At 37.2% G+C, this 13,702-nt stretch carries 14 protein-coding genes; all 14 read left to right on the top strand.

Going from position 1 to position 13,702, the window contains the following annotated elements; genetic code table 11:
• The 14 genes from flhB to RK02_RS08775 all read left to right on the top strand — a co-directional run bounded on the left by flhB (nucleotide 1) and on the right by RK02_RS08775 (nucleotide 13,685).
• A complete protein-coding gene (flhB, locus tag RK02_RS08840; RefSeq protein WP_016183893.1) occupies nucleotides 1–1,068 on the top strand; it encodes a flagellar biosynthesis protein FlhB in 1,068 nt (355 codons plus the stop codon).
• A 26-nt stretch (nucleotides 1,069–1,094) separates the two neighbouring features.
• Entirely contained in the window at nucleotides 1,095–3,167 is a 2,073-nt protein-coding gene (flhA, locus tag RK02_RS08835; RefSeq protein ID WP_016183892.1) for a flagellar biosynthesis protein FlhA, read from the top strand.
• A gap of 48 nt (nucleotides 3,168–3,215) precedes the next feature.
• The gene (locus RK02_RS08830) at nucleotides 3,216–3,926 is read left to right on the top strand and encodes a sigma-70 family RNA polymerase sigma factor (protein ID WP_018451751.1); all 711 of its coding nucleotides are present in this window, start codon (nucleotides 3,216–3,218) and stop codon (nucleotides 3,924–3,926) included.
• A complete protein-coding gene (locus RK02_RS08825; RefSeq protein WP_016183890.1) occupies nucleotides 3,923–4,630 on the top strand; it encodes a flagellar hook-basal body protein in 708 nt (235 codons plus the stop codon). Before RK02_RS08830 ends, RK02_RS08825 begins: the two co-directional genes overlap by 4 nt.
• Nucleotides 4,631–4,659: 29 nt before the next feature.
• Nucleotides 4,660–5,448, top strand: coding sequence for a flagellar hook-basal body protein (locus tag RK02_RS08820; RefSeq protein ID WP_016183889.1), 789 nt, complete (start codon nucleotides 4,660–4,662; stop codon nucleotides 5,446–5,448).
• A 15-nt stretch (nucleotides 5,449–5,463) separates the two neighbouring features.
• Entirely contained in the window at nucleotides 5,464–6,174 is a 711-nt protein-coding gene (locus RK02_RS08815) for a cell division ATP-binding protein FtsE (RefSeq protein WP_016183888.1), read from the top strand.
• Between the two features lie 279 nt (nucleotides 6,175–6,453).
• Entirely contained in the window at nucleotides 6,454–7,737 is a 1,284-nt protein-coding gene (locus RK02_RS08810; protein ID WP_016183887.1) for a methyl-accepting chemotaxis protein, read from the top strand.
• A gap of 18 nt (nucleotides 7,738–7,755) precedes the next feature.
• Nucleotides 7,756–8,235: a chemotaxis protein CheW gene (locus tag RK02_RS08805; RefSeq protein ID WP_016183886.1), complete on the top strand. Its 480-nt coding sequence runs from the start codon at nucleotides 7,756–7,758 to the stop codon at nucleotides 8,233–8,235.
• Entirely contained in the window at nucleotides 8,216–8,719 is a 504-nt protein-coding gene (locus RK02_RS08800) for a chemotaxis protein CheD (RefSeq protein WP_016183885.1), read from the top strand. The genes RK02_RS08805 and RK02_RS08800 overlap by 20 nt, the downstream gene beginning before the upstream one ends.
• A gap of 27 nt (nucleotides 8,720–8,746) precedes the next feature.
• Nucleotides 8,747–9,805, top strand: coding sequence for a protein-glutamate methylesterase/protein-glutamine glutaminase (locus RK02_RS08795; protein WP_016183884.1), 1,059 nt, complete (start codon nucleotides 8,747–8,749; stop codon nucleotides 9,803–9,805).
• 5 nt (nucleotides 9,806–9,810) lie between these two features.
• A complete protein-coding gene (locus RK02_RS08790) occupies nucleotides 9,811–10,584 on the top strand; it encodes a CheR family methyltransferase (RefSeq protein ID WP_018451752.1) in 774 nt (257 codons plus the stop codon).
• 22 nt (nucleotides 10,585–10,606) lie between these two features.
• A complete protein-coding gene (locus RK02_RS08785; RefSeq protein ID WP_016183882.1) occupies nucleotides 10,607–12,721 on the top strand; it encodes a chemotaxis protein CheA in 2,115 nt (704 codons plus the stop codon).
• Nucleotides 12,718–13,308, top strand: coding sequence for a chemotaxis protein CheC (locus RK02_RS08780; RefSeq protein ID WP_016183881.1), 591 nt, complete (start codon nucleotides 12,718–12,720; stop codon nucleotides 13,306–13,308). Before RK02_RS08785 ends, RK02_RS08780 begins: the two co-directional genes overlap by 4 nt.
• A 14-nt stretch (nucleotides 13,309–13,322) precedes the next feature.
• The gene (locus tag RK02_RS08775) at nucleotides 13,323–13,685 is read left to right on the top strand and encodes a response regulator (protein ID WP_016183880.1); all 363 of its coding nucleotides are present in this window, start codon (nucleotides 13,323–13,325) and stop codon (nucleotides 13,683–13,685) included.
• Nucleotides 13,686–13,702: the final 17 nt, after the last annotated feature.

Below are 13,702 nucleotides of genomic sequence, written 5' to 3'. Positions count from 1 at the left end.
ATGGCTGATAAAGATGGAAAAACCGAACAACCCACCGGCAAGCGCCTCAGTGATGCCAGACAGGATGGAAATATTCCTAAGAGTCCGGATTTGGTTACGGCCATTTCTTTATTTGCTTTTGCCACACTGCTGCTTCCATTATGGCAATCGGTTTTACGGCAATTGATTCCTTATATGACTGCTTATTTTGAGCAACTGTATTTAGTTGATACCAAGATTCATGGCTTGGCACGTTTATTGCCACAAAGTATTTTATTCTTCTTTTTAATCATTCTACCGTTTTTAGGTGTGAGTTTACTTTTAGGGATTGTGGGCAACTTTTTACAGGTCGGTGTACTATTCACCAGTAAGGTTTTACAGCCTAAGTTTTCAAAGCTTAATCCAATCAATGGTTTTAAAAATATGTTTGGGCTACAGAGCTTGGTTAATCTGGCAAAGAGTTTAGTTAAATTAATCGTTATCGTGTATTTAGGCTATAGCAAGCTGCAGATTTATTTACCTACTTTGCTGAATAGTAGTGAAATTGGCACCATAAAAACGTTGGAGTTTTGCTTGCGTTTTGTTCATGATTGGGCTTTGCAAGTGTCCATTTTCTTGATTGTAGTGGGAATTGGCGATTATTTATACCAACGCTATAAGCATACGCAGAGCTTGCGCATGACAAAAGAAGAGGTTAAGGAAGAAGCTAAGCAGGCTGAGGGCGATCCCAAAATTAAAGGACAACGGCGGGCTAAGCATCGTGAAATCTTATTAAATGCTATTAAAAAGGTCAAAGAGGCAACCGTGGTGATTACTAACCCAACGCATTATGCAATCGCCTTACGATATGATCCAGATAAAGATGAAGTTCCTTTAGTTTTAGCGAAGGGACAAGATGAATTAGCGCAAAAGATTAAGGCTGAAGCCAAAGAGCATGGGGTCACGATGATCGAAAATAAACCCGTCGCCCGTGCCTTATATCCGTTAGTCGAACCAGGCGAGTATATTCCTGTTGAGATGTATGAATCAATTGCTGAAATTATCGCCTTAGTTTATCAATTAGAAGAACAAAAGAAATATAAGATTTAAAAAATGATAGAAAGGAATCTAGGTCAATGGAAGCAAATGAAAAAAAATTAGGTGGAATTAATCGAACTGACGTAGTGGTTGCTTTTTTAATTGTGGCAATCATTGGCTTAATTATTGTTCCTTTGCCACCAATGATTTTAGATTTACTGATTGTGGTTAATTTAACCATTGCTATTAATATTCTTTTAATTACCTTATTTACCAAAAATGTGTTGGAATTCTCAACCTTTCCAACCGTTTTATTGATTACTACGATTTTTCGCTTGAGTTTGAATTTGTCCTCTACTCGTTTAATCTTGTCTCAAGGAAATGGGGGACATGTAATTGATGCCTTTGCCAACGTGGTAACTGGTAGTAACTATATTGTCGGTATTATTTTATTTATCATCATTATGATTGTCCAGTTAGCCGTAGTTACCAAGGGAGCTGGTCGGGTTTCAGAGGTGTCGGCTCGTTTTACCTTAGATGCGATGCCAGGAAAACAAATGAGTATTGATGCGGACTTAAATAATGGACTGATTACCGAAGAACAAGCCCGTATTCGTCGTAAAGATTTGCAACGGGAAGCGGACTTTTATGGCTCAATGGATGGGGCCAGCAAATTCGTTAAAGGGGATGCGATTGCTGGGGTGTTAATTACCCTGATTAACTTAATCGGTGGGGCAATTATTTTCTCAGTCAATGGTAGTTTAAGTATTACTGAAGCTTTATCACAATTTGGTAAATTGTCTATTGGTGATGGCTTAGTTAGTGCGATTCCTTCGCTGTTAATCTCAATTGCCTCTGGGGTGATCGTGACTCGTTCAGATAACGATAGTACCTTTGGCTTAGATATCTTACAAGATGCGACAAGAAATCCTAACCTATTTCGGATTGTTAGTGTCATCTTATTTATCTTAGCCCTTGTGCCTGGTTTTCCTTTCATTCCCTTTGTCTTGATTGGCTTAGGCTTAATCGGTGCTAGCTTTATGATTAAGCAGCAAGCAGAAAAAGAAATTCAGCGTGAAAAAGAAATGCAACGCAAATTGGCCTTACAACGTAAAAAAGAAGCGCAGGAAGAAGATGATTCTGTTGCTTCCTTCCAAGTAGAGCCCATTGCCATTGAAATCGGCTATGGCTTGATTCCTTTAGTAGATAGCTCGATTGACAATAGCTTGATGAGTCGGATTGTGGCGATTCGTAAGCAAAGTGCCCACGAATTAGGGATTTTAGTGAGTCCTGTCCGTATCCGCGATAATTTATATTTAGAGGCCAATACCTATTCGATTAAAATTCGAGGCAATGAAGTGGGTAAAGGTGAGGTTTATCCAAATCAGGTAATGGTGATTGCGCAAAACGATGAGCCGATTCCATTTAGAGGAATTGCAACGAAAGAGCCAGCCTTTCATCTGGATGCGATGTGGATTAATGAAGCTGAAAAAGAAAATGCCGAACTACAAGGCTTTACAGTGATTGAACCATTAACGGTTATTGCCACGCATCTTAAAGAAGTAATCTATGCGCATGCTTCAGAATTACTTGGTCGTCAAGAAGTGAAGAAATTACTAGAAGGCATTAAAGATCAAAATAATGTGGTCATTGATGAATTGATTCCAGATATTATGCGCTTAGGTGAAGTGCAAAAGGTATTACAAAACTTATTGGATGAAAAAATACCGATTAATGATTTGGCAACCATTCTAGAAACCTTAGCTGATTATGGTTTAGTAACTAAGGATACTGAGATGCTAACGGAATATGTTCGTCAGTCGTTGAAACGAACGATTGCCAATAAATATGCGGATGAAGAACATCGCTTAAACGTAATCGTGATTCATCCAAAAATTGAAGATATGATTGCCCAAAGTATTCAAAAAACAGCTACAGGTTCATTCCCAGTGCTAAAACCGGATATGGTCAATCAATTATTAGAAACGATTGGTACGCAGCATCATCAATTGCTTGCTAACCAAGTACCTCATGTGATTTTGGCATCGCCGAAGATTCGCTTGGCATTTAGAAAGATTATTTCATTTAATTTTCCAGATATTGCCGTTTTATCACTTAATGAGGTACCAAATGAAATTATGATTGAAACAGTTGGCAACATAGAATTTTAACAAAGATATGGGGAAAATAGTTACATGAAAAGTATGGGGGGCTCTGTTATGTACGAGGTTGCAAGGGAGAATGAAATTTTAAAATATTTACCTTTAGTTGAGCGCGTCGTCAATCGAATTTCAATTAAAAGTGCGGAATATGATCGGGGCGATTTAACCAATATTGGCGTGATTGGTTTAATGGATGCACTAAACAAATATGATCCACAAAAAAAGGTACCCTTTGAAAGCTATGCGATGATTCGGATTAAAGGGGCGATTTTAGATGAAGTGCGTAAAAATGCCAAAATTTCTCGCTATAAAATGAAAACCGTCAATGATTTTTATAAAGCCAAAGCTATGCTAGAACAAGAATTAAAGCGCGAAGCAACGGATTTGGAAATTTGTAATATTATGCAAATTAGTGAACAACAGCTAGGGGAAATTTACGACAGTATTCATTATTTAGCTAGTGTGTCATTGGAGGATACGTTATTTTCTAATGAACAAGAGGGGATGACCGTTCAAGATACCATTCAAGATCATTCGATGACGAATGCAGAAGAGGCTATTTTACAAGAAGAACAGCAGGCCATTTTAGAAAAGCATGTGGCCAGCTTATCCGACAGAGAGCAATTAATTTTAAGCTTATATTATCGTGAAGAGTTAACGCTTAGAGAGATTGCTGAAGTACTCGATATTTCCATTGCACGAGTTTCTCAGCTACACGGCAAAATTATTGGTAAATTAAAGGAAAGAATTCAGGAGGAGTTCATATGATTCGTTCACTAGATACACTCTACAAAAGTGTCCATCTTTTACAAAAAAGACAAGAAAATAGCAACAGTAATATCGCTAATACCAATACAACAGGATACAAAGCCAAAAGCTTATTTCAACGTACTTTAGAAGAAGTTCCTTTGCATAACTATGAAGATGGCATCAAGATGGATCAACGTCATGAAATTGGCGGTTTTACTTTTGGTAATGAGCTAGCGGGCGCCTATTTAAATGCTGAACGTGGGGCTTTAAAAAATACCGAGCGTTTAACCGACTTTGCTTTAAATGGCGAAGGATATTTTACTATTCGGATGAATAATGGTCAGCTTGCTTATACGCGCAATGGTAATTTCATTAAAAATGATCAAAATCAGCTATTAACGCAAGAGGGCTATCAGGTTTTAGGGGCGAATAATCAGCCGATTGTCATGCAGGATAATGTGAAGCCTAACTTTTTGATTACCAATTTTCAAGATGAGAGTGCTTTGATCAGTAATGGAGATACTTATTATACCAGTAATCAGCCAGGCCAAGTAATCCAAGGCTCAGTCGTTCAGGGCTATTTAGAGGGCTCAAATGTTTCCGTAGCTGATGAAATGGTCAAAATGATTCAGACTTCTCGTGAATTTGAAGCGAATCAAAAGGCGTTACAGACAGTAAATGAAACCTTAGATAAGGCGGTAAATGAATTAGGTCGTGTATAATAGCGACCATTGATTTAGGGGGAAAATCAATGAATATGAATAGCTTGTTATCCATCAGTAAGACAGGATTAACACAATTACAAAAGGCTTTAGATACCACAGCAAGCAATATTGCGAACGTCAATACAACTGGTTATAAGGCCAAAGATATGAGCTTTCGTGAATTATTAAATAATCCTACTTCGCAAAATGAAGTCAATCGACCAGCCAACACGCAAAACATCGATTTTAATGCAGGGTTACAAACCAATGGGCAAACCGTTAATTTTGTACAAGGAAGCTTGAATAATACGGGGATTTTAACAGATTTAGCGATTGCTGGTGAGGGCTTTTTTGCAGTTAGAGATGCAAATGGCAATCAATTACTGACTAGAGATGGTAGCTTTCGATTAGACGCCCAACATCGACTAGTCACACAAAAGGGCTTACCAGTGGAGGTCAACTATACCGTCAATCCAGCTCAATGGCCGAATACAACGATAGCTGTTAGCCAGCAAGGAATCATTACGGCCAAACAAGGTGATCAAACCATCGAGCTAGGGCGGATTCCTTTGTTTTTACCGACCAATACCAATCGATTAGTGCCACAAGGCGAAAATTTATATCAAATAGAACCAGGCACGCAATTATGGAATAACCAACAAAATCCTGAACGCTTTGGAGCTATTCAACAAGGCTTTTTAGAAAATGCAGCCGTGAATTTAGCCCAAGAGATGACTGATATGATTGTCACGCAACGTGCTTTTTCCTTAAATGCTAAAGCTTTACAGACAACTGATGACATGTTTAACGTAATTAATCACTTTACTGATAAGTAGAAGGGGTTAGAGCTCATGATTCAGGTAACTAATCTTTCAAAAATTTATAAAAATGGCTGTATCGCTTTGAAAAATGTTCATTTCCAGATTGATCAAGGGGAATTTGTTTTCGTAGTTGGTCCGAGTGGTTCGGGGAAAACGACCTTATTCAAGCTTTTGACTAGAGAAGAACAGGCCACCAAGGGCAAAATTAAAATGGGGGATTTTGCCGTTGAAAAGCTAAAAGATGAACAGATGTACCAGCTTCGGCGTCAAATCGGCATTGTCGGTCAAGACGATATTTTTTTACCCAAACAATCGGTTTTGCGTAACCTAGATTTCCCCTTACAAATTTATCATTTGAATAAAAAAGAGCGCCGTCAACGCATTGAAGAGGTGTTGACCTTAGTGGGAATGGAAGACTATATCGATCAATTACCCGAAGAATTATCGATTGGCCAACAAAAACGCATTGCCATCGCGCGTGCAATTATCAATCATCCCTTTGTGTTAATTGCAGATGAACCCACGGCAAATCTTGATGTAAAGACAGCCTTTGAAATGATGAAATTATTTTTTAGACTCAATCAACAAGGCATGACGATTTTACTATCAACTCATGATAGCACGATGGTCAACACTTTAAAATATCGGGTGCTTGAGCTATCACATGGTAATTTGTTAAGAGATGATCGCTCGGGTGGTTATACGACAATTTTTGATCCAAAAGATGTATATGTTTTGTAATTTGTCTTTAATTTTATTTCCTTTTTACCGATATAAAAATGGAGAATAGCCCAATAATATCGGTAAAAGGAGGGGTCGAGAGAATCGTCTGAAATAAAAGGACATTTTATTTTAACTAGGGAACTAGTTTCGGCTATTGGGGCACTCAAATCAAGCGAAAAATTAGCAGTAGACTCTAAAGACTCGCTAAAAAGATTTAGGCAATAACAAACAACAGAGTTTTTTTCAATGAATTGTTATTATCAAAAATGAAAATTTGAACAAAGAAGGGTAAAAATTATGAATAAGGTTCGCACGGTTTTAATGAAAGCTTTTAATGTACAATCTATTGTTTTATTAACAACAACAATTATTCTTTTTGTAATTGGTTATTTTGTTTTTGCGGATGCACTAGGTGGCGCATTTTTAACCTTTGCGTTAGTAACGATTGTATTACAAATAATCATTTCAGTATTATATAATCTATTCTTTACTTCTGAGAAAAATCCAGCTTTAAAAGACTTAATGACTACTTTTGATCAAGTATCTACTGGCGATTTTACTAATTTAACCGAAAAAGGTGAAGATTTTTCAAGAGATGCGAATATGAATCAATTACGTAGTGCCTTTATTAGCGTAATGAATACTTTTAAAGCGATGATTGTTGGGATGAAAGAAGAAAGTCAGCGTATGGAAAAAATGGTAGGTGACTTAAATGTGACGGCCAAGGGGGCAAAATCATCTATCGAAAATATCCGTTCATCAATGAATACAATCGCTGATGTAGCCATTGCGGAAAATACTGAAGCAATTCAAACGGTTGATGATATGAATGAATTATCTTCACAAATTGAAGGAATCAACCAAGAAATTAAACGGATTAACACCTATATTGAACGTTCACAATCAAGCAACGTTAAAAATGCTGAAGCAATGCAATTAGTCCATCAAAGCTGGATTGAAGAGCATCAACAACAATCACAATTAGTAAATGAAATGAACGACATGAACCATGATATCCAAAATATCGGTAAAATTGTTCAATTAATCAAAGATATTTCTGAACAAACAAATTTACTTGCGCTGAACGCCTCGATTGAAGCTGCTCGCGCGGGTGAAGCCGGCCATGGTTTTGCCATCGTTGCTGAGGAAGTTCGTTCATTAGCAGAACAAAGCAATCAATCGACTAAAAATATTCGTGACATCATTGAAGTCATTCGTAAAAAATCTGAACAAATGGTAGAAAGTGTCACCAACTCTTATACTAAGAGCCAACAACAAACCGATATTTTAGACCAAGCAATTGCGACTTCAAATGATATTTCACAAATCGTTGAGCAGTTTATTACTAGTATTCAATCAATCGAACATTCAATTGGTAGCATTGTTGAGAAAAAAGATTTAGTACAACAAGCAATCAAAAATATTTCAAGCTCTATTGGTGAAACTTCAGCTGGTTCTCAAGAAGCAACTTCAAACTTAGAAGACTTCAGCTTAGTGATTGATGAGTTTGAACGTAGCATTCAAGAAATTGAAACGATTGCGACAGTTTTAAAATTCCAAGTAGATAGTTTCAAATTATAAAATAAAGGATGATTCATAATGGAACAATATGTCATTTTTATGAGCCATCAGCAATTATTTGCCATTCGGGTAATGGATGTTGATCGCGTTATTGAGGCACGCAATTTTATCCATCTTCCAGAAACTGAAGAACATATTTTAGGTGTCTATGAATACCAAGAAAGTATGATTCCGATTATTGATATTCGCAAAAAATTATTTAAAGAATTTAGTCAGCATAAAGATGAAAGTAAAGTGATTATCGGTCAGTGGAATCAACAATTACTTGGCTTATTTGTGGAAGATATTAAAGGCATTTACTTTTTAGAAGAAACCAATTATGAACAGGATTTAATTCGTTCCTCGCTAAAACAAAGTTATATCGAGAAATTTTTGAAGCTGGATAATGAAGTCGTGATGCTTTTGGCATTGGATTATTTATTTGATCATAATGATTTACAACAGGTTTCAGAATTGCTTGATGCAGGAGACGATAATTATGGTGAGATTAACGGATGAAGTGAAGGTAGGGATTTCTGATTATAAAATCTCTCATGCGCCAAATCATATTATCACTGTTGGTTTAGGTTCGTGTATTGGGACAATTGTTTATGATGACAGAACAAAAATTGGGGGCTTAAGCCATATTATGCTGCCAGATAGTACGGCATTTGCTGGCAAACGTGAAATAAAAATCGCTAAATTTGCTGATTTAGCCATCCCGGCAATGGTTGAAGAATTAAATGTCAAAAATCACATTCCAACCTATCGCTTAAAAGCGAAAATTGTTGGCGGAGCCAGTATGTTTGGCTTTAATAGTGACCAGTCCGGCTTAAATGTCGGTCAACGTAACATTGAAGCGGTCGAGGCGATTTTACGTCAATTAAGAATTCCGATTGTGGCCAAGCATGTAGGTGGTAATATAGGGCGGACAATGATTGTTGATTTAAATGATTTTACCACAACGGTTAGAATGGTGAATCGCGAAATTATTCAGATTTAAACGAAGCATGTGAATGGGGGAGTACACATGAAAGTAATGGTGGTTGATGATTCAGCCTTTTTAAGAAAGGTTATCGCTGATTTATTACAATCAATGCCTGATGTTGAAGTTTCTCAGCAAGCTAGAAATGGTAAACAGGCACTAGAAATGCTTGCCAATGAGCAACCAGACTTAGTTTTATTAGACGTAGAGATGCCTATTTTAAATGGAATCGAAACGTTGAAGCAAATTAAAGCGAACTATGATTTGCCAGTCGTGATGCTGAGTGCCTTAAGTAATAAAGAGATTACCATTGAAGCCTTGGAGCTAGGAGCTGCTGATTTTGTTGAAAAACCAACGAATATTATGGTGATTGGTCAGGAATGGAGTCAGGATTTTTATAATAAACTCATCAGTATCCATGGTCAAAGACGAAGATTGGCACGACCTCGTCTAACACAGACGAAGATCAAGCCTTTGGATACTGAAGTTACATCGATTAAGACTGAAGGGGTAGCCAAAGATAAATTGCGCTCAGGTCAGCTTCCTAGTCAGGTACAAGCCTTGGTTATTGGTGCTTCCACCGGCGGACCAAAAGCATTATTACGAGTGATTACTAGCTTACCTGCACAGTTAAAGGTCCCTGTTTTTATCGTTCAGCATATGCCAAAAGGTTTTACTACCTCTTTTGCCCAAAGAATGAATGATGAATCTAAGGTAACGGTCGTTGAAGCACAACAAGGCATGCGCATTACCAATCAGGTGTACTTATGCCCAGGCGATTATCACATGACGATTGAAAATAATCGAATTAATTTAAACCAAGAGCCTAAATTACATGGTACCAGACCGGCAGTGGATTATCTGTTTAAATCAGCAGCTGAGCTTTATGGCAATCATTTAGTCGGTTTGATTTTAACTGGTATGGGTCGTGATGGTGGTGCTGGTATGCAACAGATTGCTAATCGTGGCGGTTATAATATCGCACAAAGTAAGGAGACTTGTGTGGTCTATGGAATGCCACGTTATGCTGTGGAATTAGGTGTGGTTCATGAAGTGTTAGATTTAGATACAATTGCAAACAAAATAAGACAAATTGTTGGGTGATGACAATGGCATTAAATTTTGAATTTTTTAATCAGTGGGTTCACACTAAATTAGGTGTTGAGCTTTCCGCTTACAAAGAAAAACAAATGCAACGAAGAATCCAAAACATTATGGAAAATGAAAATGTTCAAACCTTAGAACAATATGCGCAGCTGTTAGAACGTGATCGTGAGGCGAAGCAGCGTTTCTTAGAGCATATCACCATTAATGTGACGGAGTTTTATCGCAACAAGGAATTATTTGATCTTTTTGAGAAACATTTAGTTCGCCTAGCTAAAGAAAATCGCAGCTTAAAAATCTGGAGTGCTGCTTGCTCAATTGGTGCTGAGCCGTATACTTTGGCGATGATTTTAAAGAAAAATCAAATTCGCACGACACCAATTATTGCTACTGATATCGACCAAACCATTTTAAGTAAGGCGCGCGAAGGTATTTATAAGGATAATGAGATTCGCAACTTGCCTGTTAATGAAAAGCAGCTGTATTTTGAAAAAGATGAAAAAAATCTTTATCACATTTCTCCTGAAATCAAACGACAGGTACAATTCAAAAAGCATGATTTATTAAAGGATCGTTATGAAAGTAATTGTCAGGTGATTGTTTGTCGGAATGTAACCATCTATTTTAAAAATGATGCACGCGATGCGGTCTATCAGAAATTTGCCGATGCTTTAGTTCCAGGAGGAATCTTATTTACTGGAGCGACCGAAACAATAAACTATTGTGAAAATTTTGGATTGAAAAAAATTGATTCTTTCATTTATGAGAAAATGAGCTAATCAATGAAAGGAGTAACTTCATATGGATGATAACAACGTCTACCGTACGCTCTTTTTTGAAGAGACTGATGACCATCTCCAACAGCTAAATGACAATGTGTTAGAGCTGGAAAATAATCCAGATGATATGAATTTACTAAATGAAATTTTTCGTTCAGCGCATACCTTAAAAGGCATGGCTGCGACTATGGGTTATGATGTGATGACGGAATTAACCCACAAAATGGAAAATATCTTTGAATTATTTAAATCAGGAAAAATGTCGGTAACTAGTGATGCGATTTCACTAATCTTCCAATGTTTAGACCGACTATCGGTGTTAGTTGAAGATTTAAGAGAAGAAAAAGAATTACAACATAGTCAGATTGAAGACTTACTAACAGCCTTGAATCAGTTTGAAAATGGGGGAGAAAATCCACCGACACCTACTGCTAATGCTGAGCAGGAAGCTGTTGATATAGTTGAACAAGACTTTAAGGTAGCCTTTCAAAATATTGAAGAGGCTGATTTAGCAGTTATTGAACAGTTATCACCAGAAGATACTGCTTATAGTATTGCTATTCGTTTAGATGAACAAACGGTCTTAAAAGGCCCACGGGTTTATCTGATTTTAGAGCATTTAGAAAAGCTTGGGGATATTATCCAATCTGAGCCAAGTACCGAAGCGCTAGAAGATGGCGATTTTGATACCGATTTTCAATTGCTGTTTATCAGTCAGGCTTCACAACAAGAAATTGAAGAAAACATCTTAGCCAATAGTGAAATTGATCAAATTATCGTCAAGCCTTTTGATCAAGCCACAGATATCGCTACAGCTACTGAAGCTACAACTGAAGAGAGGATTGAGCCAGCAGCAACTACGGTAACTGAGGAAAAAGCACCTTCAGCTGAAAGTCCAGCACCAGTATCTGAACAGCCCAAGGAAAAAACAGCCGCGTCACAAAAACAAGTGTCTAAGGCAAATAATCAAGCGAGTCATAATAACAGCAAAAACCAATCGATTCGTGTGGATTTATCACGCTTAGATTTATTCTTAAATCTAGTTTCTGAGCTAGTGGTTTATCGGAATCAGCTAGAAGATGTAAGTAATCGTGCGCATTTGACTGAGATTAAAGATTCACTTGAACAGGTTTCACGCTTAACCTCGGAACTACAAGAATTAGTCTTGAAAATTCGGATGCAACAAGTTAATGTGGTTTTCAGTCGTTTCCCACGGATGGTACGTGATTTAGCCAATGAATTAAATAAAGAAATGGATTTAATCATTGAAGGGGAAGAAACTGAGTTAGATAAGACCGTGGTTTCTGAATTGAGTGAACCATTAGTGCATATCCTGCGTAATTCTGCTGACCATGGGATTGAATTGCCTGAAGTTCGTGAAAAATTAGGGAAACCTAGACGCGGAACAATTAATCTAGTGGCTTATCAAGAAGGCAATCAAGTAATTATTACGATTACTGATGATGGAAAAGGCTTAAACCCAGATGTAATCAGAGAAAGCGCGGCTAGAAAAGGCTTATCGACAGATGGTCTAAGTGATGAGGAAGTTCAAAAATTAATTTTCCATCCAGGTTTTTCAACCGCTAAGGAAATTACCAATATTTCTGGTCGTGGTGTGGGGATGGATGCCGTTCAGTCAAAAATCCATGCACTAGGTGGTACAATTGAGTTAAGAAGTCAAGTCAATGTTGGCACGACCTTTATCATTAAGCTTCCATTAACCTTATCGATTATTGATGCATTAATGGTTCGGGTAGGTACAGAAAACTTTGCGATACCACTAGACGTCGTTGAACGGGTTGTGATGGTTAGAGAAGAACAAATTGAACAAACCTTTACTAACGAGGTTTATGAATTCCAAGGACAGATGATTCCAATTATTCGGATGAACCAGCTATTAGCGATTAATGAGGATCGACCAAAGAAACATTATGCAATTATTGTAAGTATTGATCAACAATATTACGGGATCTTAGCCGATGAGTTGATTGGTCAGCAAGAAATCGTTATTAAAAAGATTGATGCAATTTTGCAACAAATTAAGAAATATCAAGGAGCAACAATTCTCGGTGATGGCTCAATTGCCTTGATTCTTGATGTCAATACAATCTGTAATGAGTTGAGGAGTCAGCTATGAGTTATAATGAATTAGAGCTAGATGTTTTAAAAGAAGTGATGAATATCGGTGGTGGCAATGCGGCAACGAGTATTTCATCCTTAGTTAGTCGTCCGATTGATATGAATGTACCTGAAGTCAAAATTTTAAGCTATCAAGAGCTATATGAACAAATTATCCATGAAGATGAGGTTGTTTTTGCGACAGCTATTCAGATTTTAGGTGAAATTGAAGGTGTCTTTTTATTCGTCCTAAACGAGGAGTCCGCTGACAAAATGACTGCATTTATGTTAGGCACTACTGAATATAATGACGAAATCAAGCAGTCGGCCATTCAAGAATTAACCAATATTATTGCCAATTCCTTTTTAGGGGCAATTGGTCAAATGATTAATCAACAGCTATCAACATCCGTGCCGATGTTACAAGCAGATTATTTTGGAGCAATTATCAGTAGCTTATATATGGCTTTGGAACAATATGATGACCAAGTGATGATTATTCGAAATGAATTTTTCTATAATGATAAAGAAAGATTGGATGCTTCACTCTTTTTCATTCCAAAAGATGGTGGAATTGAGAAAATTTTTGAAGCATTGGGAATATGAGAGGAGATATTTAAATGAGTGGAAGAATTTTAATTGTAGACGATGCGGTATTCATGCGCATGAAATTGAAGGATATTTTAACCAAAAATGGTTATGAAGTAGTGGATGAAGCCCAAAACGGCCAAGAAGCCTTTGAAAAATATCAAGCATTAAAACCAGATATTGTAACCATGGATATTACGATGCCAGAAGTAGACGGTCTTGAAGCATTGAAAATGATTAAAGCACAAGATCCAAATGCTAAGGTAATTATGTGTTCAGCGATGGGACAACAAGGAATGGTTATGGATGCTATCAAGTCAGGTGCGAAAGACTTTATCGTAAAACCATTTGATACAGATCGGGTAATTAACGCTATTGCTAAAGCTTTAGGTTAATGAAAAGTTGGGAGTTG

The sequence above is a fragment of the Enterococcus columbae DSM 7374 = ATCC 51263 genome (assembly GCF_000406925.1).
Classification (GTDB): domain Bacteria; phylum Bacillota; class Bacilli; order Lactobacillales; family Enterococcaceae; genus Enterococcus_E; species Enterococcus_E columbae.
The sequence above is the reverse complement of the archived record's forward strand: the minus strand, read 5'-3'. Positions and strand labels throughout refer to the sequence as shown.

Coding starts and splice junctions, on each gene's coding strand:
- flhB (WP_016183893.1), top strand. CDS start 1: ATGGCTGATAAAGATGGAAAAACCGAACAACCCACCGGCAAGCGCCTC.
- flhA (WP_016183892.1), top strand. CDS start 1,095: ATGGAAGCAAATGAAAAAAAATTAGGTGGAATTAATCGAACTGACGTA.
- RK02_RS08830 (WP_018451751.1), top strand. CDS start 3,216: ATGTACGAGGTTGCAAGGGAGAATGAAATTTTAAAATATTTACCTTTA.
- RK02_RS08825 (WP_016183890.1), top strand. CDS start 3,923: ATGATTCGTTCACTAGATACACTCTACAAAAGTGTCCATCTTTTACAA.
- RK02_RS08820 (WP_016183889.1), top strand. CDS start 4,660: ATGAATATGAATAGCTTGTTATCCATCAGTAAGACAGGATTAACACAA.
- RK02_RS08815 (WP_016183888.1), top strand. CDS start 5,464: ATGATTCAGGTAACTAATCTTTCAAAAATTTATAAAAATGGCTGTATC.
- RK02_RS08810 (WP_016183887.1), top strand. CDS start 6,454: ATGAATAAGGTTCGCACGGTTTTAATGAAAGCTTTTAATGTACAATCT.
- RK02_RS08805 (WP_016183886.1), top strand. CDS start 7,756: ATGGAACAATATGTCATTTTTATGAGCCATCAGCAATTATTTGCCATT.
- RK02_RS08800 (WP_016183885.1), top strand. CDS start 8,216: ATGGTGAGATTAACGGATGAAGTGAAGGTAGGGATTTCTGATTATAAA.
- RK02_RS08795 (WP_016183884.1), top strand. CDS start 8,747: ATGAAAGTAATGGTGGTTGATGATTCAGCCTTTTTAAGAAAGGTTATC.
- RK02_RS08790 (WP_018451752.1), top strand. CDS start 9,811: ATGGCATTAAATTTTGAATTTTTTAATCAGTGGGTTCACACTAAATTA.
- RK02_RS08785 (WP_016183882.1), top strand. CDS start 10,607: ATGGATGATAACAACGTCTACCGTACGCTCTTTTTTGAAGAGACTGAT.
- RK02_RS08780 (WP_016183881.1), top strand. CDS start 12,718: ATGAGTTATAATGAATTAGAGCTAGATGTTTTAAAAGAAGTGATGAAT.
- RK02_RS08775 (WP_016183880.1), top strand. CDS start 13,323: ATGAGTGGAAGAATTTTAATTGTAGACGATGCGGTATTCATGCGCATG.